We start from the raw sequence: 21,977 nt of genomic DNA, 5'->3' as shown, positions 1-21,977 counted from the left end.
GAGAATCTAAACTGTGAAAAGCAAAATGGTCAAGAAAAATGATGTAGGAATGGGAAAACGTTATTCAGTGCGCTGCGGGCCGCCGGGGGACGCGGCCCGGCATTTATGCCTTTCCCCGGGGAGCGGAAAGGGCCGCGTGGAATTCCGGAGAAGTGGGATCGACAGGCAGGCCTGCTTCGGGCCCGGAAACGCCCTGTTGCTCGGTCCATCCCGGCAATTCCTGGCTTCCTGTGATCAGGCGCGCACCATGCGTGAAGGTGAAGTAGGTCCAGGCCCACTCCCAGAAGACGAAGATGCGGTTTCTGAATCCGATGAGGAAGAAGATGTGGATGGTCAGCCAGGTGATCCAGGCCATGAAGCCACTCCAGTGCGCTTTGAAGGGCCATTCAATTTTGGCCACAGCGGCCATGCGGCCGATGGTCGCCATATCACCTTTATCGAAATAGTGAAAAGCGCTGCGGGCCGTTCCTTTCAAATCCTGTTCCACCATACGCGCCACATGGTCGCCCATCTGCATCGCGGGCTGGGCCACGCCGGGGACCTGCTTTCCGTCCTGCTCAAAATGGGCAAGGTCGCCGCAGACAAAGATTTCAGGATGTCCGGGAGGATTCAGGGTTGCATTGACCAGGACGCATCCGCGGCGGTCGGTTTCGACCTCCAGCAGCTTGCCCAGCGGAGAGGCCTGCACTCCGGCGGCCCAGAGTGTGACCACAGAATCCAGCCGCTGGCCGCCAACCACCACATATCCCGGCTGCACGTCAGTGACCTGCGCACCGGTGTGGACCTCAACACCAAGGGCATTCAACTGCTCGACCGCCTTGCGGGAGAGGTCCTCTGGATAGGCAGCCAGAATGCGAGGGCCGCCTTCAAGAATCAGCACCCGGGCCTTTGCTGGATCAATATGGCGGAAATCATGCCGCATATAGAGTTTGGCAATGTCGGAGATGGCCCCGGCCAGCTCGACGCCGGTAGGACCGCCTCCGATGACGACAAAGTTCAGAGGAGGATGGGAGCCTGTCTCCAGCATCTGCCGCTCGGCCAGCTCAAAGGCCAGCAGCACGCGCCGACGGATTTCTGTAGCGTCTTCAACGGTCTTTAACCCGGGGGCCACGTGCGCCCAGTCATCATGCCCGAAGTAGGAATGCGTGGAACCGGTGGCAACGACCAGATAGTCATATTCCATTTCCACACCGCTTTTCATCTGGACTGCGCGGCGCTGCTTATCAATCCGGATGGCCTCATCCATGAGCACTTCGATGTTTTTGTGCTTGCGCAGAATGCTGCGGATGGGCGTGGCGATGTCTGCGGGGGACAGGACCGCAAGAGCCACCTGATAGAGCAGCGGCTGGAAGGTGTGATGATTGCGGCGGTCCACCACGGTGATGTCTACCGGAAGCCTGGCCAGGCCCTTTGCGGCGTGGAGTCCGGCAAACCCGGCACCCAGGATCAGCACGCGTGGACGCCGTCCTTCCGCAATTGCTGGAATCAGTTCTGCAGCCATGAATACTCCCCAGAAGAAAATTGGTCCCTATGAAAGAGATGCGGCAATTGCTGCTTGCGGCGCGCCGCCCTCAGGGCCTGTTATGGATGTTGTTCAATCTCGAAGCTGAGTGAGGTTGCATTGCCGGTCGCGGCGGTCACGTATAACCGCGTGGGAACTCCATTGCCGGTCACTGGTACCAGTGTAACCAATCCGTCTGCTCCAGATGAGGCCTGGACGGCCTGCGTGGCAAGCGTAGGGGCCGACGGGCAGCGTCCCTGTGCCGGGCAGTCAGGGGTCCACTGGACCAGCGTTTCGTAAAAGGTGACGATCGCCGCGGCCATGGGATGCCCTGCTGCATCGGTCACACGCAGTACCACTGGCGCTGGCGTTTGGCTGGCACTGAGTGATTGGCCTGCTCCGCTGACTGCGGTGAGTTGTGCAAGCCCAGAATGTACTGCGTAAATATGAAAAGCAGCGCACTGTGGACCTGGAGAGAGGCAGGCAGAGACAGGAACATCTGTACCGGCTGCAAGCGGGCCGACGTTGATTTGTCCAGTTGCTGTGCCGCCTGCATTGCTGGTGCTGGAGGCCATCGCTGCGACGGCCCCGGTACTGGCCGACCAGTTTACCTGCTGCCCGGACACAGGGGTCCCGTTGTTCAGCACCTCGGCCTGCGGGGCCCAGAGAAAAGAGGCATCGGCAGCGATGTACAGATTGGGCGTAAGTGCGGCGATGACCGGCGTTCCACTGCCGGTAAATTCCGTCATGACGCTTGCGTCATCGCTGAGAGAGGCCGTTACCTGCGCAGAGGAGAGGGTATTTGCCGCTACGTTGATGGAAGCCAGCCCATCTCCGCCTGAAAGCACCGAACAGACAGGCTGACCACAACCGAGCACCGCCGCGCCGTTTGTCACTGAAAACGTTACGATAACGCCGGCGGCGGGCGTCTGGCCGTCGGCCGCCAGCGCCTTTACCGTAAACGGTGTCCAGACGCCAAGGCCTACCGGGCCGTAGGGTGCTGTGACAATTCCCAGGGCATCTCCGCCGAGTGCGTCATAGCTCAGGCCGTCCTGGATCGCAGTCACACCCAGCGTCTGCGGGTCGCTTACGGTGAGCAGGACCACACCTGTTTTCCCGTTGGCGGGAGGGGCGATCGCCGTGATTTCAGTGGGTGTAACTCCAGTGACCACAGCGCGGACCCCATTGACGGTGACGACGGCATTGGGGCGGAAGCCGACACCGCGAATCGTAATGGGACCGCCCGCCAAAGAGATACGGGTCGGGGTGACTGAATCTGCATAGAGCAGGCGGGCGTGGTAAAGATAATCCGGACGCCCATCACCGCGTGCATCTGCTATCCCCAGACGGAGATGACCGGGGGCCACGGTGGCCACCGAGAGCGTCGTCAGCCCGGTTTGTGCTCCGTTGAATGCCTGTGATGTACCGCTGACGGGAGCAGACCCCGGGGCATCCGAGCCATTCCACGCACCCAATACGACCTGCGCTTTGTTCAGGGTGGGCCTTCCGTCTTCGTCGAGCGCCTGGGCCTCCACCGTCAGCTCACGGTAGGGACGCACCGGCCAGTCAAACCATGCGGTATGGCCATATCCAGTGATGCGGCCGGTCCATTCTCCACTTGGCGGTATCCGCGCCGGGGCCGTCTCCGTGCCGTCGTCTCCGCTGTACTGCTGGTTGGCAGAGTCCTGAATCACAATGTCTTCCACAGTTTGGGTCCCCGCGGTCAGGCCATGGAGCAGGATGACCGGCATTGTGCCAGAGGGAGTCACCTGGCCCTTTTGATACGGACCCACAGAGTTGTTGGCAGCATACAGCGGATTGATTGCTTCAAAGCTGAGTTGATAATCTGCAATGTTTGTGCCCGCCGGCAGAGGGACCCCGCTCAGATCAAACCAGCCCTCCAGAGAGGCATCATCGCTGCCGTACTCATTGACCGGATCTCCCTGCGTATCCACAGCGCCATTCACCGGGTTTGGGGCATTGCCCTGGAAGAACGCACCACTGACTGCGGTGACGGTATAACGAACATCGGGGAGATTGGTCCCTGGCAGGACAGGACGCAGGACCACATTCACGCCCTGCATTCCTTGTCCATTGCGGAAATGGATGGTGCCCTGGAGGGAAATGGTTGCAGGTGCTGTCAGGACCTTTCCGGGGAAACTGCTGATGTTTGCCGCCGTTACCGGATACAGCCGGTTCAGTGCGGCGATGTCGTCATAGCGCAGGGCGCTCAAGTCGGGCGAGCAGAAAGCACTGGAAAACTGGCAGAGATACTCAACCGGATGCATGATGGGCCATCCGGCCAGGTCGTCGGACGTGATGTTGTGGCTGGCGAAGTCTTCTTCATTGGCCTGGGACCAGTCCAGCCCGAGAATGCGACCAAAGCCACGCATGATTTGGTATTGCATGACGGCCAGTTGTCCACGATTGCCCGCGCAGAGGCCATTGAGCACCATCAGCGCGTGCCGGATCGTGGCATCTGTACCGAGATTGTCTACAAGCGTGATCACGCCATTGTCGCGGCAGTCAGAAGGATCGCTGGCTCCCGGTCCAAGCAGTGTATTGATGACGGCCCCGTCCGCATCAAAGACAATCGCTACAGGTTTGCCGGTTGCGGTGGACTGTATGTCTGCCGGCATCTGAAGGGCGCCGTCAGAATTGAGAAAAACATTGCTGCCGTTCACGTCTTCGTCCAGCAGTCCGCCCGGCGAAAGGTTGACCGCGGCTGTGGCCACCTGGTTCCATGCAGACGCGGCTGCGGCCACCATGGCGGCCGCCTGCCCGGAGTCTGTGGACGGGCTTAAATCTCCCCGATCAAGGTAGTAGGAAACGGCCCCGTTTTTCCAGACGACAGGCCGTCCTTTGACTGAAGGATCAAAATAGCCCGAGCCTGCGACCCAGCGCGGGCCTCCGCAGAAGGCGGCCTGTGGGGCCAGAAACAGGGCACAGACGGCAAGGCTTGGCAGGGACCGACGGAACATGCTTCCATTCCGCCACAGGGAGGCAGAGACTTGAGGAGAAAAGTGCGCGCTCCGTGGTCTAGGTTTTCACTTTGGGACTGTGCCTTCATCTGTTCCCAAAATGAAAACAAAATCGTGATTTTCCTTTGACAACCGGTCGTCTTGTCAGATTTCCGGAAAGAAATCAAAGAAGGCGTCCAAACTCTGCCGCAGTTGCGCCTCAATCTGCTCGCGCGTGCCTTCAAGGACGTGCATGGTCACCCGCGCGGTGTTGCCATTTTTCAGTTGGATCGGGGCCTCGCCCACTTCCGCAATTTCGTCGGCGGGCAAGAGCCGCAAGCCGTACACAAGGGTCAGATGAGCCATACAGCTATCTTAGCCGGGCATCCGGCATCTTTCTGTGCACTGGTGCATCTACCATCTACCCGCTCTGGATGGAGCAGGTACAATCGAAATTTGACTGCCACTATGTCTGACAATATTCGCGATACCGTCATTCTTGGTTCCGGCTGCTCCGGACTCACGGCCGCCATCTACACGGCGCGCGCCAACCTGAAACCGCTCGTGCTGGAGGGCCACGAACCTGGAGGGCAGCTCTCGATCACCACGCTGGTGGAGAATTTCCCCGGGTTCCCCGAAGGCATCCAGGGGCCGCAACTGATTGAAAACATGAAACAGCAGGCGGCCCGCTTCGGCGCTGAGTTCCGCATGGCACACCTGGTTTCTGCCGACCTTTCCAGGCGGCCCTTTGCGCTGAACATCGGCAGTGAGACCCTGCACACGCGTACGCTGATCATCGCGAGCGGTGCCTCGGCGCGCTGGTTGGGGCTGCCTTCAGAGCAGGCCCTGATCGGGCACGGTGTCAGCTCCTGCGCCACCTGTGACGGCTTCTTTTTTTCAGGAAAAGAGATTGCTGTCATCGGCGGGGGCGATTCGGCGATGGAAGAGGCGCTTTTCCTGACGCGCTTTGCCACCAAGGTCTATCTCATTCACCGTCGTGACCACTTCCGCGCCTCGCGCATTATGCTGGACCGTGCCATGGCGCATCCCAAGATCCAGCTCGTCACCAATACGGTGGTGGAAGAGGTCCTTGGCGTTGAAGAAAAAGAGGTGAAAGGGCTGCGCCTACGCAACACGGCCACGGGCCAGGAAAGCATTCTGCATGTGAGCGGAATGTTTCTCGGCATCGGACATGAACCAAACGCAAAGATGTTTGCCGGGCAGCTTGATCTGGATGAAGACGGCTACATCAAAACACAGAATTACGTTTTGACCCGTGTCCCCGGCGTCTATGCCTGCGGAGACGTCCAGGACCGCCGCTACCGTCAGGCCATAACCGCTGCCGGGACCGGCTGCATGGCTGCGTTAGAGGTGGAAAAGTATCTGGAAGAGCACGGCAGATAAGGCCGGGCCTGCCCTCCAGTCCGCAGCGTAAGCAGGAGAAACAGAGGGGGACCATCACTCAGAAACTCTGCTGAGTACCACAAGATAGACATCGTTCGTGCGCATGGGAAAATCTGCGGTATAGCTGCCGTCAGTAACTGTGATAAGGTCCTCCATGACAGGGGCGCCGCTGTCCTTCTCTTTGAGGAAACGCACCTGCGCCGGAGTCAGCTGAGACGGTGCACCCAGCGCCAGATAATCGCTGTACGCATCGTTCATGCCATACCCGATGCGATAGATCTGGCGCGCGTAGCGGCCATCCGGCAGGTGCTGGAGCACAAGATGCACCGTGCCCTTGTCGCGCGCGGGTAACCCTTTTTTGTAATAGGTCTGATCATTCTCGCCTTGTGGGGGGACCTCGGGCGAGTAGTCCCAGAAGAGAGCCTGCACTTGTTTGTCGCCAGACTTGGTTACCCAGGACTGCGGGTCAGTGTCGGAGACGTCTTCATCGCCGAGGCGCGCCAGATATTCATAGGCATAAAAGGACGGCTTGTGGATTCCCTGATCGTTGATTAGGCCGAAACCGCCGTGAAAGGGGGTGAAGCGCGGCCCGGCCTCTTCAAAAATATCCGTGAAGGTCCAGTAGGACATGGAATCCACGTAAGGCGAGGCACGTTTGATTTTGTCCAGGATAAAACTGGCCTGATGATACTGGTCATGTATCGGGTCGCTGGGCGTATAGGCTGAACTCCATTCCGTAAAGTGCAGCTGCAGCTTCGGCAGTGGGGAGTGTTGCAACAGCTCACGTGATTCCTGCATGCGCCCACTGACTGCGTCCGGCGAAGGATCGAGCACTGTGCCTGCATTCCCGTTCTCATCGAGATAGCCCTGCTTTACGCCATAGGCGTGCGAAGAAACAAAATCGATGGGGACATGATTGGCTGCACAATACTTCACCAGTTCCTGCTCATAGCGGAAGGGCATGGCCGAGGCGGGTCCGCCTACGCGACAGCTGGGACACTCGGCCTTGATGGCCTCAGCCGTGGTCTTGTAGAGGCTTAGATATTGTTCAAGTGTGCCGTGGAAGAAGCCGGTCAGGTCGGGCTCATTCCAAATTTCGTAGTACCAGGTCTGGATCTCGTTCTCGCCATAGCGTTCACGCCAGTGTGCTACGAGGGCGCGGATCAATGCGGCCCACCGTACCGGGTCTTTGGGTGGGGTTGTATTGCCTTTCCACCAGAAGATGGTTTCAGGGCCGCTGGCCAGCTTGGAGGGAGTAAAGCCGATCTCGACAAAGGGCCGGATCTTCAGCCGCAGCAGCGCATCGTAAAGCGCGTCAATGTACTGAAAGTTGTACATTGGACGGCCATCCTTGTCTTCCGAATAGACGCCCATGTCATCGCAGAGCAGCCCGTGCATCCGGATGTAGCGAAACCCGATGTTCTGCTGCACGTCGGCCAGTTGCTCCTGCCAGTCTGCGCGCAGCCCTTCATTTGCGCGTCCGGCGCCGACGACCATGAGCGGCACTTTTGTATGTGGGCCCGTGATATGGGACAAATCTGCGGTAATTTCGCGCTGGGCCAAGGCGCCAGGAAGAAAACCAGCCAGAACGATCGAGGAGAGAACACAACGCAGCTTGCGCACTCATGCTCCAGAAAAACGATTTATGAAGTGATGATAGTACATCCATGCTCGGGGCGGAGCGGGCGCGGACACGGCGGCCCGTCCTTCTGGGCAGGCAATTTGACTTCGGGCCAGGAAGGATGGGCCTGCACAGCGCGTTTACTCTTCGGCCTCCTCCTGCGGTCTTTTGGCATTCGCGATGATCTTGTCCGCAAGCGGTTGCGGCACGATGTCGTAGTGGTCCATTTCCATATGGAAGGTGCCCTGCCCCTGGGTCATGGAAGTCAGACTCTGGCCGTAGGTCAACATCTCTGCCATCGGCACTTCGGCGCGGATCACGGTTGTGGGGCCTCGGCCTTCCATTCCCTGCACGCGGCCGCGCCGCTGGTTCAGGTCGCCCATGAGGGTACCTGCGCAGGATTCTGGTGCCTCAATTTCCACGCGCATGATCGGCTCCAGCAGCACGGGCTTTGCCTGCTCCATGCATTTGCGGAAGGCAAGTCTTCCGGCCAGCTTGAAGGAGAGTTCGTTGGAGTCCACTTCGTGATAGCTGCCATCGCAGAGCGTCACCTTGAAGTCCACCACGGGATAGCCTGCCAAATATCCGCGCGCAGCTGCCTCCTGGATCCCCTTTTCTACGGCCGGGATAAACTGACGCGGAATGGCCCCGCCGAAGATGTCATTGACAAATTCAAATCCGGCACCGCGGGGCAGCGGCTCCATCCGGATTTTGCAATCACCATACTGGCCATGGCCGCCGGTTTGTTTCTTGTGTCGTCCCTGTGCCTCGGCGCGTCCGCGGATGGTCTCTCGATACGGCACCTTGGGAGACTTCAGTGTCACCTCCGTGTGGTAACGCTTGCGTAGTTTGGAAACCAGCGCTTCGATATGTGGTTGTCCGGCCCCGGCAATCAAAAACTCGCTCGTTTGCGGATCACGGTAGAAGCGCACCAGAAGGTCCTCTTCCATCAGCTTGTGCATGGCGGGTGCGAGTTTGTCTTCATCGGCGCGTGTTTTCGGCTCAATGGCGTAGGTCATGGCTGGTTCGGGCAGGCCTACCGGATCCAGAAAAATTTCGTGTCCTTTTTCTCCCAGAGTGTCTCCGGTGAAAGTGTCTTTCAGCTTGGCCACGGCGCCCAGGTCGCCGGCGTGCAGTTCCCCTACGGGAACAAGCGTGCGTCCCTGCATGATGGAAAGGTGCGAAAACTTTTCCGTCCCCTTGCGTGAATAGTTCATGACAACCGCATCGTTCCTGAGGTGTCCGGAGAAGACCTTGAAGAAGGAAATGCGGCCTGCAAAGGGATCGCTCATGGTCTTGTAGATATAGAGTGCCAGTGGCTCATCATCCTTCATGTGCCGCATCACAATTTCCGGATTATTCTCGCTCACGCTTCCATTCCCGTGCGCAGCCACGGCCTGCAGGACGGCGCGCGCGGCCACCGGCTCGCGCTCAATCGGGGCGGGCGCATAGACCTTCAGGAAATCCAGCAGATGGTCTGTAGCAACGTTCGTTCCTCCGCTGGCAAAGAGTACGGGGAAGATGCGGTCTTCGCGAATGGCCTCGTGCAGTGCGGTAATCAGGTGCTGTTCAGGAATCGTGCCCTCGGCAAAGAACTCTTCCATCAATTCATCTTTGCCCTCGGCCACCAGTTCCACCAGGGCCTCGTGTGCCTTCTGTGCTTGCTGTGCCATGGTGGGCGGAATGTCGGCAATCCTGCCGTGTCCGTCGCCGTTTGGCTGATAGAGAAATGCCTCCATGGTTACCAGGTCTACAATTCCGCGAAATCCTTCAGAGTCCACAACAGGCAGTTGCACAGGAACAAGATGTCGTCCATAGCGTTCGCGCATGGCTTCAAGTGACTTCTGCCACTCGGCACGCGGATGGTCCATCTGGTTGATCACAGCCACACGCGGAAGATTGAATTCATCGGCATAGCTCCATACGCGGTCCGTGATGGCCTCAGGACCATTGGCCGCATTCACCACGACGAGCGCTGATTCCACAGGAAGCATGGCGCACCGCGCTTCATGCACAAACATATGAAAACCAGGAGTATCTATAAAGTTGATCTTCACGCCACTCCACTCGGCAAAGGCCACGGCATTCAGCATGGTGGTGCCACGGGCGGCTTCTTCTTCGTCATAAGCAGTTACGGGTTCCGGAGAGGACGTCATATTTGCGGCATGCAGCAGAGCGGAGACGAGCGTGGTCTTTCCGCTGTGCGCATGCCCCACTACAGCTACGTTGCGGATCTCACTTCCCGAATAGGTCTTCATAAGCAGACTCCTTGTATTGAAAGGCTGAGGGCGATGTACTGGAAAAGTGCATGATGATGTGTCCGCGGCGATGCGCGGGAGTGGATGAGGCAGGGACATGCTGTTGGCGTCGTGAAAGGCGTCAGAGGACCGTATCTGCCGTCCATGATGTCCATAGGCCAGCAGGCGTCCGGAAAAACCGGGCGTCTTCAGAGATTGACGATGCTATCACAGGGCCCGGTTGACAGTGTAGTCGGACTGACCCGGATGGCGATTTCTGTGCCGTAGGAACAGAAAAAAGCTTTGTCTTTCTGTGCATTCTTCCTGACGAAGGGTCTGCATGGGATCCACGCGCGATGCACGAAAGGCAGGGAAATAGCAGGCAAACATCGTCACAACCAAAAAGAGGAGATAAGGGAGGGCCAGAGTCATCGGGTCGTGCAGCGAAGTATGAAAGAGGGTACTGCGAATGATTTTTACGCCGAAGAAAGACCCAATGTAGTCCAATCTGGAGTGCAGCATATCCATGTGGCTGCATAACAAACCAAGGACCAAGCAACCACTGAAATTCTATCGCGGTCAGAACCGCAGATATGCCCCGATCATTGGCTCTGCGGTGTGCATGAATGCGCCAGTAGACGAGAAGGCGTGCGTCAGGTCAGGGGCATGATACAGGTTCCCGCGATACTGAAAGCGCAGCCCAAGGTGCGGGACCACGGTCCAGTCCACACCTGCTCCATAGACAAAGACCGGTTTGGTCTCGCTCCGGCTGTCCGGCTGGTCTCCATCGGGGCGGAAGAAGACCAGGCCGCCGCCAGCCAGCACAAACGGTTTGAGCATGAGGACAGGAAACGACACGATCCAGTCTGCACCCACCTGGTGTGCGCTGGCCCGGATGCTTTCAATGTCGTTATAGTTCTGGGTGGCGCGGTTCCAGGAGTAGTTCAGCTCGTATCCGACCAGCGGATTGGAGATGTGGCGCAGTTCCAGCAAAAAGCCTGCTGCATTGGAAGGGCTTTGCACAGTCCCATTGCCTTCTGACGTTCCGCTGAAGGCCCCATAACCGCTCACGGCGACGTCGGTCTGGGCATGGGCTGGGACCCCTGAAAAGCCCAGGGCTAAGATTGCGCCGAAAACGAAGAAAAAGGAGCGAAAAAGCAGCACAAATGGCCTCATAGTGTTTACTATGACGCACATTTTTATGGAAAAGCAGTATCGAAGAAGGTTACACCCACTCTGAGTGCCGGAATGCCGAGGCAGCGCTCGCGGAGGCCGGGAATCTCTGAAAGATGGCACTTCCAGCTAAACTGAGAGAAATGCGCGTCCTCCTCGTCCTTTTTGCCCTTGTCGGAATCACTGTTTCCACGCTGGCGCTCCGCGTCCACTATTCGACAGACGTCCAGCCATGCGACATCAATGCGCACTGGGACTGTGGGATTGTCAACCACAGCCGCTATTCGGTCGTGCACGGTGTCCCGGTGGCGGCCTTCGGCATGGCCGGATATGCGGTCATCGCGCTTCTTGCGCTGATGCGCCGTTACGGGCTTGCGCTGGCAGCGGCAATTGTCGGGCTGGCTTACTCGTTGCATCTGACCAGCATCGAGGCGCGGGTCCTTCAGGTGTGGTGTCTTTACTGCGTGATCTCACAGATCATCATCGCTGTGATTACGCTGCTGGCGGTCCTGGCGGTCTTCCGGCACCGTTCCGTTCGCGGCTGATCATGCAGGCTGCATGCGTGAGATGCGCAGGCGCTCAATCAAACGGTCGGTGGAGGAGAGCACTTCAAAGCGAAGACCTTCTTCTTCGACCACCTCACCCGCCAAAGGAATCCGGCCTGCGATTTCGCTGACCAGACCGCCTACAGTGGTGGCCTCATAGCCCTCGGGCACCGCCCAATCGTCTCCAAAAAGCTCCTTGATGCGCGCAAGCTCCAGGCTGCCGGGGACCAGCCAGGAGCCATCAGGCTCACGTCTTGGAGACTCAAGCTCATCGGTTTCATGTTCATCGGCAATCGAGCCGACAATCTCCTCAAGCAAGTCTTCGATGGTCACCAGTCCGGCGACGCCGCCATACTCATCAATCACGATGCGCATGTGCTGCTTTTCCCGCTGCATTTCGCGCAGCAGCTCATTGACTTTCTTGGTTTCCGGCACAAATGCGGCCGGGCGCTGGATGCTGGCGACCGTGCGTACACGCGCCACCTCGTCCGGGATGCGAAGCAGGTCGTGCGCAAAAGCGATGCCGGTAATCTGATCGAGCGAGCCATCATATACCGGCACACGCGAGACCGGGTGCTGCTCAATCAGGTTCAACAGCTCTTCCAGCGTGGATTTGGCAGAGATGGCAATCATCTCGGGGCGGGGCGTCATGACCTCCCGCACGACTTTGTCGCCAAATTCGACGGCCGAGCGGACCAGATCGCGGTCGCTTTCCTCAAGGATCCCCTCTTCTTCCCCGGCCTCAATCAATGCATCGACGGCCTCGGAAGCGGCGTCTTCCTCTGGTTGTTTGGGGGCCTCGGCCAGGGCCGCAATCGAAGAAAGAAAGCCCATAAAGAACGTTACCGGCAGCACAAGATAAAACAAAAGCCGCAAGAGCCAACGGAGGCGGCCTACCCACAGTCCACGCGTGCGCACAAACAGCACGTAGGGGACCAGGCGGTTGAACAGAACAATGACCAGCACCACGCCCAGGACCGCCTGGGCAACTTCAGGAAATGTAACCTTGTCGGCGGCGGAATTGCGCTCAAACAACAGCATTCCGAAGAGAAGCGTCAGGCAGGCAAGCGAAAGCTGGGAGAGCACTGCGGCTGAGATGGCCAGATGGTCGCGGCTCAGCCCGATCTTCGGTTCCACCAGTTCCTCCCACGCATCCAGGTTTTCCTGAAATTCGCGGGTCAGGAACTTTCCCATCTCCGAGTAGATGCGGTCTACATATGAGACCAGGGCCAGCACGAACAGCAAGACAGGGACCAGAATGGCGGCCGCGATGTTCATTGCGCGCCTCCATCCCTTTTGCGGGTGGACTTGTTCCCGACACGGCTTCTCTGGATGAGGCCGGCAGGAAGGCCAAGCTGTTTTCGCAAAGCAGCTTCTTTTCTGGCCATCTGTCCGCGATCGGATTCGTGGTCGTATCCGGCGAGGTGTAACACGCCGTGCAGCAGCAAGACCTTCAGCTCTGTAAGCAGAGGATGGCGCTGCTCTTCAGCCTGTCTCCGGGCGGTGTCCAAAGAGATGGCCAGATCGCCAGCAATTCCCGCGCCCGCATGCGAAGTCTCTGCCGGAAAGGACAAAACATCCGTGGCCTTGTCTTTTTTGCGGAAGTCGCGGTTCAGTGCGCGGATGCCATTATCGGTTGTAAGCAGGACGGACACTTCTCCACGAAGACCGGCAGCAGACAGTGCACTGCGCAGAAAGCTACGCAATTCGCGCATCTTGAGCGCGCTCCGGTTCTGTGGAGTGTCGGCGTCAGGCCCAATCAGGATCATGCAGAATGAGGAGGGCCCAGAACCCTCCTCAAGCCAATTATCGCAAATTACTGCGGTTTCAGTGATGGTTGCGGTGTGTCGCCCTCAGGCATTCCCAGGGGCAGCTCCTGCTGGGAGCGTCCGAAGCTGTCATAGGCGCGGATGATGCGCTGCACCAGATGGTGACGGACAACGTCGCCGTCCTCAAAATGGACGAAGCGAATTCCGTCCACCCCTTCCAACACGTTGAGGGCTTCAATCAGGCCGGATTTGCGGGGGTTGGGAAGGTCAATCTGAGTGACGTCCCCGGTGATGACGGCCTTTGCATTGTTGCCCAGCCGGGTCAAGAACATCTTCATCTGCTCGCTGGTCGTGTTCTGTGCTTCATCCATAATGATGAAGGCATCATTGAGCGTGCGACCGCGCATAAAAGCCAGCGGCGCCACTTCGATAACGTTGCGTTCGAGCATCTTGTCCACCCGCTCTGGTTCCAGAAGATCATAGAGCGCGTCATAAAGCGGGCGCAGGTAAGGGTCCACCTTCTCCTGTAAACTTCCGGGAAGGAAGCCGAGCCTTTCACCCGCTTCCACGGCTGGACGCACCAGTACGATCCGGCTGACTTTCTTGGCCAGAAGCGATGATGCCGCCATGGCCACCGCCAGGTAGGTTTTTCCCGTACCTGCCGGCCCGATGCCGAAGACCATGTCTGCCTGCTCGATGGCTTCCACATAGAGCCGCTGGTTCAACGAGCGCGGCTGCACCATGCGCTTGATGCCGGTGGAGCGCTGTCGGCCGCTTTCCACCAGGCCGCGCAGCGTCACCGAAGGGTCGGCCACGACCAGACGGAGCATTCCGTTCAGTTCGCCGTTGTGCAGATGAATGCCATTCCGGCGCAGGTATTCATAATCGGAGAAGATGCGCTCCACACGGGCCAGGCCATCCTGCGGCCCTTCCACCTGTACGGCATCAGACTTTAGGTCAATCCGCACATTCAGGCCATCTTCCATCAGTCTCAGGTTTTCATCGCGGGTCCCAAAAAGGGGCTCGAGGTTGGGCGTGATTTCGAGCGCTTTTTTCATCAAGCGGAGAAACGACCTCCTGCGACCTTGCCACCGGTCGGCACGGCTGAAGTAAGTTGTGTGGTTGGTAAAACACGGAACAAGCGGAAGAGGACCACATTTGTTGGATGCGGCCGCGGGAGCTTCGGATTGGCGAGTTGCACCAAAATTCAGCTCTTGATGCGCTCAGAGTAGCCCTGCTCCGGGGCCACGTCAATACTGCGCGGACAAATTTTTTTAGAAATGTGCCGGATGCGGCCTGTGGGGGCCGGATGGGGAGATTGCAGGGTTCCTGATGCCATCGGTTTTAAAGTGGTTTCATAAAACTTGAGTAGAATCTACCATCGCAAAGGTCTTTGTGGCTCGTTTACACTGATGGTCAAGCATGGCAGAACGCCTCTATTACAACGATCCGTTTCTGCGCAAGTTTGCTGCAAGAGTCACGGAAATCCATGAGCTTTCCCGTGTTGAAGGCCAGTCTGTGTGGCAAATCGCCCTGGACCGCACAGCCTTTTACCCCACCAGCGGTGGGCAACCCCACGATCTTGGCTTTTTGACCGCGCATTCGCGCAGCGGGGTGATGCTGGAAGTCCCAATCATCGCAGTCGAAGAAGACGAACACGGAGTGGTGTGGCACCATGTGCTCAAGCCGCTGCTAAAGGAAACGGAAGTCACCGGAGAAATTGACTGGACCCGCCGTTTTGATCACATGCAGCAGCATTCCGGGCAACACCTGCTTTCTGCAGTCTTTCTACGCGAGCTGGGTGCGCCCACGGTCTCCTTCCATTTAGGGGAAAGCGTCTCGACGATTGATTTGGGTGTGGAATCGCTGGCCAGCCACAGTATGGAGCGGGTCGAGCGCATCGCCAATGAAATTGTTGCAGAGGACCGCGCAATTACGATACGCAGCGTGGCCCGCAAAGAGGCAGAAGCGCTGCTGGCCGCAGGACAGTTACGAAAACTGCCCGAGCGTGAAGGGGAAATCCGGCTGATTGAAATTGCGGACTATGACCTGAATGCCTGCGGCGGCACCCATGTCCGGTCCACAGGGCAGATTGGAGGGTTGCTCCTCCGCGGGATTGAGCGCGCGCGGCAGGGTGTGCGTGTGGAATTTGTGTGCGGTATGCGGGCGGTCACGGCTGCGCGGGCCGATTATGGGACGATGACGCGAAGCGCCGCCCTGCTCTCAACGCCGCGAACAGAGGTGCCCGCAGCCATTGAGAAGCTGCTGGGTGAAGTGAAAGCCGCAGCCAAAATCAGGCAGAAGCTTTATGAAGAGCTGGCCAATTATCACACCGCGCGTCTGTTGGTAGAAGTCTGGGCCAAGGACGGTCTGCGCGTGGTGCGGCGCAATCTTCCCGACCGCGATGCGGATTACGTCAAGTTGCTGGCCGTGCGTCTGACCGCGGCTGCTCCGCACACGGTGGCGGTGCTGGCTTCCACACTTGAGGAGCCTGCCTTTGTGGTGGTGGCGCACAGCGGAGACCTGGATTTTCACGCCGGGCAGGTGCTGAAAGATTCTCTTGCGAGGATGGGACAACGGGGAGGTGGTTCCCCGACACTCGCCCAGGGAAGGCTCCCGCAGGAACATCTACCGTCTTTCTTTGATTCTCTGGAGTCCACCATTCGGGAGATGACAACAGTCGCGTCCAGGGACATGGCCTGAGCTGCCATGGTTTTCAAGCCGTGTGTTCCTGCAGCAGCTTTGCGAATCAGAAGGGCGCTGCTACACTAAGTAAAGCAGTTTCCCGCCTCATTCGGGGCCATAGCTCAGCTGGGAGAGCGCCTCGTTCGCAACGAGGAGGTCGGCGGTTCGATCCCGCCTGGCTCCACCAAAAGCCCTCAGAAAGCACAGCCGATTGTGTAGCATGATGCCATGCTCTCACGCCGCAAGTTCTTTCAACTTTCGTCGGACGCTACCGTCGTAGGGCTGAACCTTTCTTCGTGGGCAGAACCATCGCGTCCTGTTCCACCAGCCATTGCATCCCTGCCAGACCTATCTTCCCAGGCAAGGCCCTTTACAAAGGAGGAGCGTCTGGCGCGGGTGGAGCGCGCCAAAGAGCTGATGGGCGTCCACAAGATGGACGCGATCCTGCTGGCCAATCATTCCGCTTCAGCAGAGTATTTTGCCAATGTGAGACTGGATGGAAGCGAGCGGCTGTGGGCACTGGCGATGCCCGCGAAAGGCAGACCTTTTCTCGTATGTCCGGCATTTGAGGAAGACCGTGCCCGGGAAATCCTTGCTGCGGGGCCCTTCGGCAGGAAAGCTGAAATTCTGACCTGGCAGGAAGACGAAGACCCGTTCGCTTTGACGGTGCAGGGCCTTCGCGACCGTGGCGCCACCGGCGTCATCGGGCTGGATGAGAACATGAAATTTATCTTCGCCAGCAGCCTTCAGAAGGCCGGTCCTCAGATGCAGTGGACCAGTGCGGTGCCCGTGACTGCCGGATGCCGCATGATCAAGAGCCAGCATGAACTGGAGTGTATGCGGCTGGCGTGCCGGGCGACGCTGCTGGTGTATCGCGCGGTGTATCAATCGCTTCAGCCCGGAATGACGACGCGCGATGTGGAAAAGCTGATTGAGATGGCCTACCAGCGAGTGGGCTTCCGGGGTGAGGCCAGCCTGAATCTTGGCGAGTATACGGCGCTGCCGCACGGATCCGAGGAGGTCCAGACCATCCGCGAAGGGACCATTCTGATGCTGGACGATGGATGCATGGTCGAAGGCTACTGGTCAGACATCACGCGGACCTTTGTACTGGGCAAGCCCACCGACAAGATGTTGCGCATTTTTGAGATTGTGCACAGTGCGCAATCGACCGCACTCGCCACCGCGAAGCCCGGCGTGCCCGCTGCCGAGGTGGACGCCGCGGCGCGCAAAGTCATTGTGGATGCGGGATATGGACCCGGGTTCAAATCCTTCACCCACCGTTTAGGACATGGCATCGGACTGGAGATGCATGAGTGGCCTTACTTTGTGAAAAACAATATGTTCGGATGGGAACGGGAGCCAATGCTGCAGCCGGGCATGGTTTTGTCAGACGAGCCGGGCATCTATCTTCCCGGCGAGTTTGGCATACGTCTGGAAGATGATCTGCATGTTACCGAAAATGGGGCGGAACTGCTGACACCGCAAAGTCCGTCCCTCCAGGACCCGTTTGGCGGATTTGCTGGGTAAGGTCAGCTTACCTCGACCTGCTCAAATCCGAGCCCCAGAAGCATCGTGGTCAGGGTGGCAGCGGCATTTTTTCTGGCTGTTTGCAGAATGCCGTCATCCAGGGCCGCCTGCTGCAGGTCCTGCTGGGCCTTGGCCCGGACTTCGCCTTCGAGGTTGGGGTCCGCTGCGACAAAGAGACCGGTTTCTCTGGAATAGACCCGGGTGCGGGAGTTGTCCAGCGTTGTGGTAAAGACCTCCGGTTGCGGCAGATGGACCTGGATGGTGTGTCCGTGGACCTGCACATCGCCGGGTGACAAATGGCTAAGATCTATTCCGGCGATGACTTGCCCATGTACGATCAGCAACAGCTTGTCTCCGGCCAGAAAGTCAGGCAGGTAGGGGCTTTGGCGCGAGCCTTCGACGACCTTGTCCATGGTGTAGACCACGGTCTCAAGCCGCTGCAATTGCTGGATTTTACTGACCACTGTGGGAAGGGAGCTTTCCAGCGAAAGGCTGCGACCGGTGATTTTTGCCGCCACCTCATTCCAGATGCCCCGTGTCGCATTGCGGACAAAAAAGGCGAGCACGCCGGCCCCAACCAGCACACCGAGAAGCAGCGTGAAGAAAATCCTGCCGGCTGAAGTGCGTTGGGGCCTTTCCTCTGTCGTGTGAATCGGATGGGTCATTCCAGTACTCGTTACTGCACAACCGCGGACTGCTGCATTGCTAGAAGATTAGATGCCTGCTTGCGGTCTGTCCGGTTCTGGTAACTGGCTTTTACAAACGCGCTGAACAGCGGATGCGGCTCCAGCGGCTTGGATTTAAATTCCGGATGGAACTGGCAGCCCAGAAAGAACGGATGGTCCGGAATCTCAACAATCTCCACGTATGTCGCATCGGGAGTGGTGCCGGTGATGCGCAGGCCGCCTCCGGTGAGCAGCGCTTCGTATTCACGGTTGAATTCATAGCGATGGCGGTGCCGCTCGCTGATTTCTGTGGAACCGTAAGCCCGGTATGCGAGAGAATCCGGCTGCAGGATGCAGGTCCAGGCCCCCAGGCGCATGGTGCCGCCCATTTCTTCGACACCGATTAATTCGCGCAGCTTGTAGATGACGCGATGGGGTGTAGCCGGGTCGAACTCACTGGAGTTGGCCTCAGACAGTCCGCAGACGTTGCGGGCAAACTCAATGCAGGCGGTCTGCATGCCCAGGCAGATGCCAAAGTACGGGACCTTTTTCTCGCGCGCGTAGCGGATTGCATTCAACATGCCTTCAATGCCGCGCTTGCCAAAGCCACCGGGAACAAGGATGCCATCGAACCCTTTCAGTTGCTCTTCGTAGTTCGGGGCTTCGAGTCCTTCGGCCTCAATCCAGGTGACGCGCAGCTTCAGGTTATATGCGAGGGAGCCGTGGACAAGCGCTTCTTTGAGCGACTTGTAGCTGTCTTCGTACTCGACATATTTGCCGACGATGGCAACGGAGACTTCATCCTGCGGGTTGTAACAGCGATGGACCAGGTCTTTCCAGCGCGTCAGGTCTGGCTCGCGCGTTTCCATGTGCAGGTATTTGAGCGCCAGCGCGTCCACGCCTTCCTGCGCGAAACAGAGAGGCACTTCGTAGATGGAGTCCACGTCTTTTGCCGTAATGACGGCCTGCTCTTCCAGATTGCAGAAGAGCGCAATCTTGCTCTTGATTTCGCGAGAGAGGAAGCGGTCGCTGCGGCAGAGCAGAATGTCCGGTTGAATGCCGATGGAGAGCATCTCCTTCACAGAGTGCTGCGTGGGCTTGGTCTTCAGCTCCTGCGCCGCGCTGATCCAGGGGACGAGCGTGACATGGACAAAAACGGTGTTCTCGCGGCCCAGCTCCTGCCGCATCTGACGGATGGCTTCAAGAAAAGGCAGCGATTCGATGTCGCCGACTGTGCCGCCAATTTCGACCAGGGCTACATCGCAGTCTGCTGCGACCTTGCGCATCGCGTTTTTGATTTCGTTGGTGACGTGCGGGATGACCTGCACGGTCTTGCCTAGATAGTCACCGCGGCGCTCTTTGGTGATGATCTGCTCGTAAATGCGGCCGGTGGTGAGATTATTGTCCCGGCTGAGTTTTGCATGGGTGAAGCGCTCATAGTGTCCGAGGTCGAGGTCGGTCTCGGCGCCGTCATCGGTGACGAAGACCTCGCCGTGCTGGAAAGGGGACATGGTTCCCGGGTCCACATTGAGGTAGGGGTCAAACTTCATTAGATTGACCTTAAGACCTCGGGCTTCCAGCAGGCAGCCGATGGAGGCGGCCGCCAGGCCCTTTCCTAAACTGGACACAACTCCGCCGGTCACAAAGATGTACTTTGCGGACATCGCTGCTTCACCTTTTTCCTGTTGTATTGATTGGCGTACCAGGTAGGCACGATTGATTTTACCGTGATTTGAAAGAGAATGAAAGCATGATTCCGGATGCTGCTGTGACTCAGTGGGAGCTGCTGGCGTCTAAAACCTCAGCATGAAGCGACTTGCCTCCATTTTGCTTGGATTTCTGCTTGCCCTGGGGGTGCCTCTGCACAGCGAGGGGGCCAACAAGCGCCTCATCCTGAAAGATGGTTCTTATCAGGTTGTGACCGATTATCAGATTGTGGGCGACCGTGTCCGCTACAAAAGCGCAGAGCGCGGAGGCGAATGGGAAGAGGTCCCAACCAATCTTGTCGACTGGGCGGCCACAGAGAAGTGGAACAAAGAGCATGCTCCTGGGGCGCTGGCTGCGGCCGAGGCTGCGCAGGAGGCCGCAGCGCAGAACGATGCGGCTGCGATTGACAAAGAAGCCGCTGCCGAACGTGCCGAGGAACAGGCGCGTATGCCGGTCGTCTCGCCCGGGCTGCGCCTGCCGGATGAAAGCGGCGTCTGGGTGCTGGACACCTTTCATGGTACGCCGGAACTGGTGCGTCTGGAGCAGAGCAATGGAGACATCAACAAGAACCTCGGCCATAACGTACTGAAGGCGGCCATCAATCCGATGGGTGGAACCAAGCAATTGGTCCAGATTGACGGCGCGCGCTCAAAAATCCAGGTCCATGTGAGCCAACCGGAGTTGTATGTCAGCCTGGATTCCGACGACGAGACTGCCGAAGCACCCGAGGACGCGCTCAAGATTGATACGCATGGCCTCAGCTCCAAAAAAGACAAGAACAATTACAGTTCGCCCACCAGCCGTTATGTGATTGTGCGCGTGCAATCGCGCCGCAACCTGCGTGTTGTTGCCGCGATGAACATCAGCATGGTGGGCAAAATATCGCATTCTGAAAACATCGTCGACACCGATGCGCAAATCCTACCTGGAAAGCACTGGATGAAGCTTGTTCCCAAAGAGCCGCTGAGTTTTGGTGAATATGCGCTGATGGAAGTGCTTTCCCCTGAGGAAGTAAACCTGGATGTGTGGGACTTCGGCGTGGACCCGACCGCGCCTGAGAACAAGAACACGCTGGGCCCGATTCAACCAGCAAAATAAACCGGAACTACCTTCCGCACCCCACATCCAATACAGTAGATACAGCAAGCTGTGACGACCCTTACCAGCCCCGGTGTAACGCCGCGCCTGACCGACAGATATGGCCGCGCCATCACAGACCTGCGGGTGTCCGTCACCGACCGCTGCAACTACAAATGCATCTACTGCCGTACAGGCAACGACGGCGCACAGTATGCCGAGCTTCCGAGCGAAGATTACCTGCGTATAGTGCGTGTATTCGTCGGTCTTGGAATTGAAAAAGTGCGGATTACCGGCGGCGAGCCGCTATTGCGCAAAGACCTGCCCCGTCTTGTCCGCGAATTCGCCAAGCTGCGCACCCCACAGGGTGAAGCGCTCGACCTTGCGCTGACTACCAACGGCCATCTGCTCGAAGAAATGGCCCCCGTGCTCAAAGACGCGGGTCTGGGCCGGGTCACGGTCAGCATGGACGCGGTAGACCCTGAGATATTTGCGCGTATCACGCGCGTTCCCGGCAGCTTTCACAAGGTCCTGGCCGGCATCCGGTCGGCGCATCGTGCGGGACTGGGTCCGGTAAAAGTAAACTGTGTTCTGCTGCGTGGGTTCAACGACGACCAGATTGTTCCCTTTGCAAAATTTGCTCGCGATGAAGGCGTGATTGTCCGCTTCATCGAATTCATGCCGCTTGAAGAAGACCGTCTGTGGACGCCGGAGGTGGTGGTCCCCCTGCATGAATTGGTAGAGCGGTTGAGCGCGTTTCGCCCGCTGGTCCCGCTGGCAGCGAATGCACCCAGCGAGACAGCCAGACGCTACACCTTTGATGACGGTGTGGGAGAGATTGGCATTATTGCCCCGGTTTCGCAGGCCTTTTGCGGACATTGCAGCCGTGTCCGGCTTACCTCAGACGGGAAGGTCCGCACCTGCCTCTTTTCGCAGTTTGATCATGATCTCTACGGCAGAATGCTGCGCGGTGCGACGGACGAAGAGATGGCCGCCTACATTCGCAGCACCATTGAAAAGAAAGAGGCCCGCCATCATATCGGCGAGCCTGATTTTCTAAAGCCCTCACGCAGCATGGTCCACATCGGGGGGTAAGCCGGAAC

The 21,977-nt window shown here is 58.3% G+C and carries 17 protein-coding genes and 1 tRNA gene; 7 read left to right on the top strand and 11 right to left on the bottom strand.

The annotated features are described in order from the left end of the window. Nucleotides 1-103: 103 nt before the first annotated feature. The 3 genes from N655_RS17500 to N655_RS0105615 all read right to left on the bottom strand — a co-directional run bounded on the left by N655_RS17500 (nucleotide 104) and on the right by N655_RS0105615 (nucleotide 4,827). Nucleotides 104-1,501, bottom strand: a complete 1,398-nt coding sequence (locus N655_RS17500) for an NAD(P)/FAD-dependent oxidoreductase (protein ID WP_049961272.1) — start codon at nucleotides 1,499-1,501, stop codon at nucleotides 104-106. Nucleotides 1,502-1,581: 80 nt separating this feature from the next. Beyond that, nucleotides 1,582-4,482 carry an IPT/TIG domain-containing protein gene (locus N655_RS0105620; RefSeq protein WP_026442201.1) on the bottom strand — a complete coding sequence of 967 codons (2,901 nt, stop codon included), beginning with the start codon at nucleotides 4,480-4,482 and terminating at the stop codon, nucleotides 1,582-1,584. A 144-nt stretch (nucleotides 4,483-4,626) separates the two neighbouring features. Next, nucleotides 4,627-4,827: a hypothetical protein gene (locus N655_RS0105615; protein WP_026442200.1), complete on the bottom strand. Its 201-nt coding sequence runs from the start codon at nucleotides 4,825-4,827 to the stop codon at nucleotides 4,627-4,629. A 102-nt stretch (nucleotides 4,828-4,929) separates the two neighbouring features. Here N655_RS0105615 and trxB point away from each other — a divergent pair, with 102 nt between their 5' ends. Next, nucleotides 4,930-5,865, top strand: coding sequence for a thioredoxin-disulfide reductase (trxB, locus tag N655_RS0105610; RefSeq protein ID WP_026442199.1), 936 nt, complete (start codon nucleotides 4,930-4,932; stop codon nucleotides 5,863-5,865). 54 nt (nucleotides 5,866-5,919) lie between these two features. On the opposite strand, the gene N655_RS0105605 is transcribed toward trxB, so the two are convergent. The 3 genes from N655_RS0105605 to N655_RS0105590 all read right to left on the bottom strand — a co-directional run bounded on the left by N655_RS0105605 (nucleotide 5,920) and on the right by N655_RS0105590 (nucleotide 10,887). Beyond that, nucleotides 5,920-7,488, bottom strand: coding sequence for a GH39 family glycosyl hydrolase (locus tag N655_RS0105605; protein ID WP_044934047.1), 1,569 nt, complete (start codon nucleotides 7,486-7,488; stop codon nucleotides 5,920-5,922). A gap of 138 nt (nucleotides 7,489-7,626) precedes the next feature. Beyond that, entirely contained in the window at nucleotides 7,627-9,744 is a 2,118-nt protein-coding gene (locus tag N655_RS0105600; protein ID WP_026442197.1) for an elongation factor G, read from the bottom strand. A gap of 558 nt (nucleotides 9,745-10,302) precedes the next feature. Continuing rightward, on the bottom strand, nucleotides 10,303-10,887 hold the full coding sequence (locus tag N655_RS0105590) for an outer membrane beta-barrel protein (RefSeq protein ID WP_162173501.1): 585 nt from the start codon (nucleotides 10,885-10,887) through the stop codon (nucleotides 10,303-10,305). Nucleotides 10,888-11,039: 152 nt separating this feature from the next. Here N655_RS0105590 and N655_RS0105585 point away from each other — a divergent pair, with 152 nt between their 5' ends. Then, nucleotides 11,040-11,441 (top strand): vitamin K epoxide reductase family protein, encoded by a 402-nt coding sequence (locus N655_RS0105585; protein ID WP_026442194.1) that lies wholly within the window; start codon nucleotides 11,040-11,042, stop codon nucleotides 11,439-11,441. Here the strand turns inward: N655_RS0105585 and N655_RS0105580 are convergent, their stop codons facing one another. The 3 genes from N655_RS0105580 to N655_RS0105570 all read right to left on the bottom strand — a co-directional run bounded on the left by N655_RS0105580 (nucleotide 11,442) and on the right by N655_RS0105570 (nucleotide 14,271). Continuing rightward, nucleotides 11,442-12,719, bottom strand: coding sequence for a hemolysin family protein (locus N655_RS0105580; RefSeq protein WP_026442193.1), 1,278 nt, complete (start codon nucleotides 12,717-12,719; stop codon nucleotides 11,442-11,444). Continuing rightward, the gene (ybeY, locus tag N655_RS0105575) at nucleotides 12,716-13,156 is read right to left on the bottom strand and encodes an rRNA maturation RNase YbeY (RefSeq protein ID WP_238324520.1); all 441 of its coding nucleotides are present in this window, start codon (nucleotides 13,154-13,156) and stop codon (nucleotides 12,716-12,718) included. Before ybeY ends, N655_RS0105580 begins: the two co-directional genes overlap by 4 nt. A 101-nt stretch (nucleotides 13,157-13,257) precedes the next feature. Beyond that, nucleotides 13,258-14,271, bottom strand: coding sequence for a PhoH family protein (locus tag N655_RS0105570; protein ID WP_026442191.1), 1,014 nt, complete (start codon nucleotides 14,269-14,271; stop codon nucleotides 13,258-13,260). Between the two features lie 361 nt (nucleotides 14,272-14,632). Here N655_RS0105570 and N655_RS0105560 point away from each other — a divergent pair, with 361 nt between their 5' ends. The 3 genes from N655_RS0105560 to N655_RS0105550 all read left to right on the top strand — a co-directional run bounded on the left by N655_RS0105560 (nucleotide 14,633) and on the right by N655_RS0105550 (nucleotide 17,425). After that, the gene (locus N655_RS0105560) at nucleotides 14,633-15,913 is read left to right on the top strand and encodes an alanyl-tRNA editing protein (RefSeq protein WP_026442190.1); all 1,281 of its coding nucleotides are present in this window, start codon (nucleotides 14,633-14,635) and stop codon (nucleotides 15,911-15,913) included. A gap of 93 nt (nucleotides 15,914-16,006) precedes the next feature. Continuing rightward, nucleotides 16,007-16,082: transfer RNA gene (locus tag N655_RS0105555), tRNA-Ala, on the top strand. Between the two features lie 41 nt (nucleotides 16,083-16,123). Then, nucleotides 16,124-17,425 carry a M24 family metallopeptidase gene (locus N655_RS0105550; RefSeq protein ID WP_026442189.1) on the top strand — a complete coding sequence of 434 codons (1,302 nt, stop codon included), beginning with the start codon at nucleotides 16,124-16,126 and terminating at the stop codon, nucleotides 17,423-17,425. Nucleotides 17,426-17,427: 2 nt separating this feature from the next. Here N655_RS0105550 and N655_RS0105545 read toward each other — a convergent pair whose 3' ends face one another. Both N655_RS0105545 and pyrG read right to left on the bottom strand, forming a co-directional pair. Further along, nucleotides 17,428-18,090 (bottom strand): DUF4230 domain-containing protein, encoded by a 663-nt coding sequence (locus N655_RS0105545; protein ID WP_026442188.1) that lies wholly within the window; start codon nucleotides 18,088-18,090, stop codon nucleotides 17,428-17,430. 11 nt (nucleotides 18,091-18,101) lie between these two features. Beyond that, on the bottom strand, nucleotides 18,102-19,754 hold the full coding sequence (pyrG, locus tag N655_RS0105540; protein ID WP_026442187.1) for a CTP synthase: 1,653 nt from the start codon (nucleotides 19,752-19,754) through the stop codon (nucleotides 18,102-18,104). Between the two features lie 142 nt (nucleotides 19,755-19,896). Here pyrG and N655_RS0105535 point away from each other — a divergent pair, with 142 nt between their 5' ends. Continuing rightward, nucleotides 19,897-20,895: a hypothetical protein gene (locus N655_RS0105535; RefSeq protein WP_044934044.1), complete on the top strand. Its 999-nt coding sequence runs from the start codon at nucleotides 19,897-19,899 to the stop codon at nucleotides 20,893-20,895. A 51-nt stretch (nucleotides 20,896-20,946) separates the two neighbouring features. Beyond that, nucleotides 20,947-21,969: a GTP 3',8-cyclase MoaA gene (gene moaA / locus N655_RS0105530; protein WP_026442185.1), complete on the top strand. Its 1,023-nt coding sequence runs from the start codon at nucleotides 20,947-20,949 to the stop codon at nucleotides 21,967-21,969. The last annotated feature ends 8 nt before the right edge of the window (nucleotides 21,970-21,977 follow it).

This window comes from Pseudacidobacterium ailaaui, from assembly GCF_000688455.1.
GTDB classification, from domain to species: Bacteria; Acidobacteriota; Terriglobia; order Terriglobales; family Acidobacteriaceae; genus Pseudacidobacterium; species Pseudacidobacterium ailaaui.
The sequence above is the reverse complement of the archived record's forward strand: the minus strand, read 5'-3'. Positions and strand labels throughout refer to the sequence as shown.

Bases quoted from the DNA above. Each gene is read 5' to 3' on its own strand.
- N655_RS17500 (WP_049961272.1), bottom strand. From the start codon at position 1,501: ATGGCTGCAGAACTGATTCCAGCAATTGCGGAAGGACGGCGTCCACGC.
- N655_RS0105620 (WP_026442201.1), bottom strand. From the start codon at position 4,482: ATGTTCCGTCGGTCCCTGCCAAGCCTTGCCGTCTGTGCCCTGTTTCTG.
- N655_RS0105615 (WP_026442200.1), bottom strand. From the start codon at position 4,827: ATGGCTCATCTGACCCTTGTGTACGGCTTGCGGCTCTTGCCCGCCGAC.
- trxB (WP_026442199.1), top strand. From the start codon at position 4,930: ATGTCTGACAATATTCGCGATACCGTCATTCTTGGTTCCGGCTGCTCC.
- N655_RS0105600 (WP_026442197.1), bottom strand. From the start codon at position 9,744: ATGAAGACCTATTCGGGAAGTGAGATCCGCAACGTAGCTGTAGTGGGG.
- N655_RS0105585 (WP_026442194.1), top strand. From the start codon at position 11,040: ATGCGCGTCCTCCTCGTCCTTTTTGCCCTTGTCGGAATCACTGTTTCC.
- N655_RS0105580 (WP_026442193.1), bottom strand. From the start codon at position 12,719: ATGAACATCGCGGCCGCCATTCTGGTCCCTGTCTTGCTGTTCGTGCTG.
- ybeY (WP_238324520.1), bottom strand. From the start codon at position 13,156: ATGCGCGAATTGCGTAGCTTTCTGCGCAGTGCACTGTCTGCTGCCGGT.
- N655_RS0105560 (WP_026442190.1), top strand. From the start codon at position 14,633: ATGGCAGAACGCCTCTATTACAACGATCCGTTTCTGCGCAAGTTTGCT.
- N655_RS0105550 (WP_026442189.1), top strand. From the start codon at position 16,124: ATGCTCTCACGCCGCAAGTTCTTTCAACTTTCGTCGGACGCTACCGTC.
- N655_RS0105545 (WP_026442188.1), bottom strand. From the start codon at position 18,090: ATGACCCATCCGATTCACACGACAGAGGAAAGGCCCCAACGCACTTCA.
- pyrG (WP_026442187.1), bottom strand. From the start codon at position 19,754: ATGTCCGCAAAGTACATCTTTGTGACCGGCGGAGTTGTGTCCAGTTTA.
- N655_RS0105535 (WP_044934044.1), top strand. From the start codon at position 19,897: ATGAAGCGACTTGCCTCCATTTTGCTTGGATTTCTGCTTGCCCTGGGG.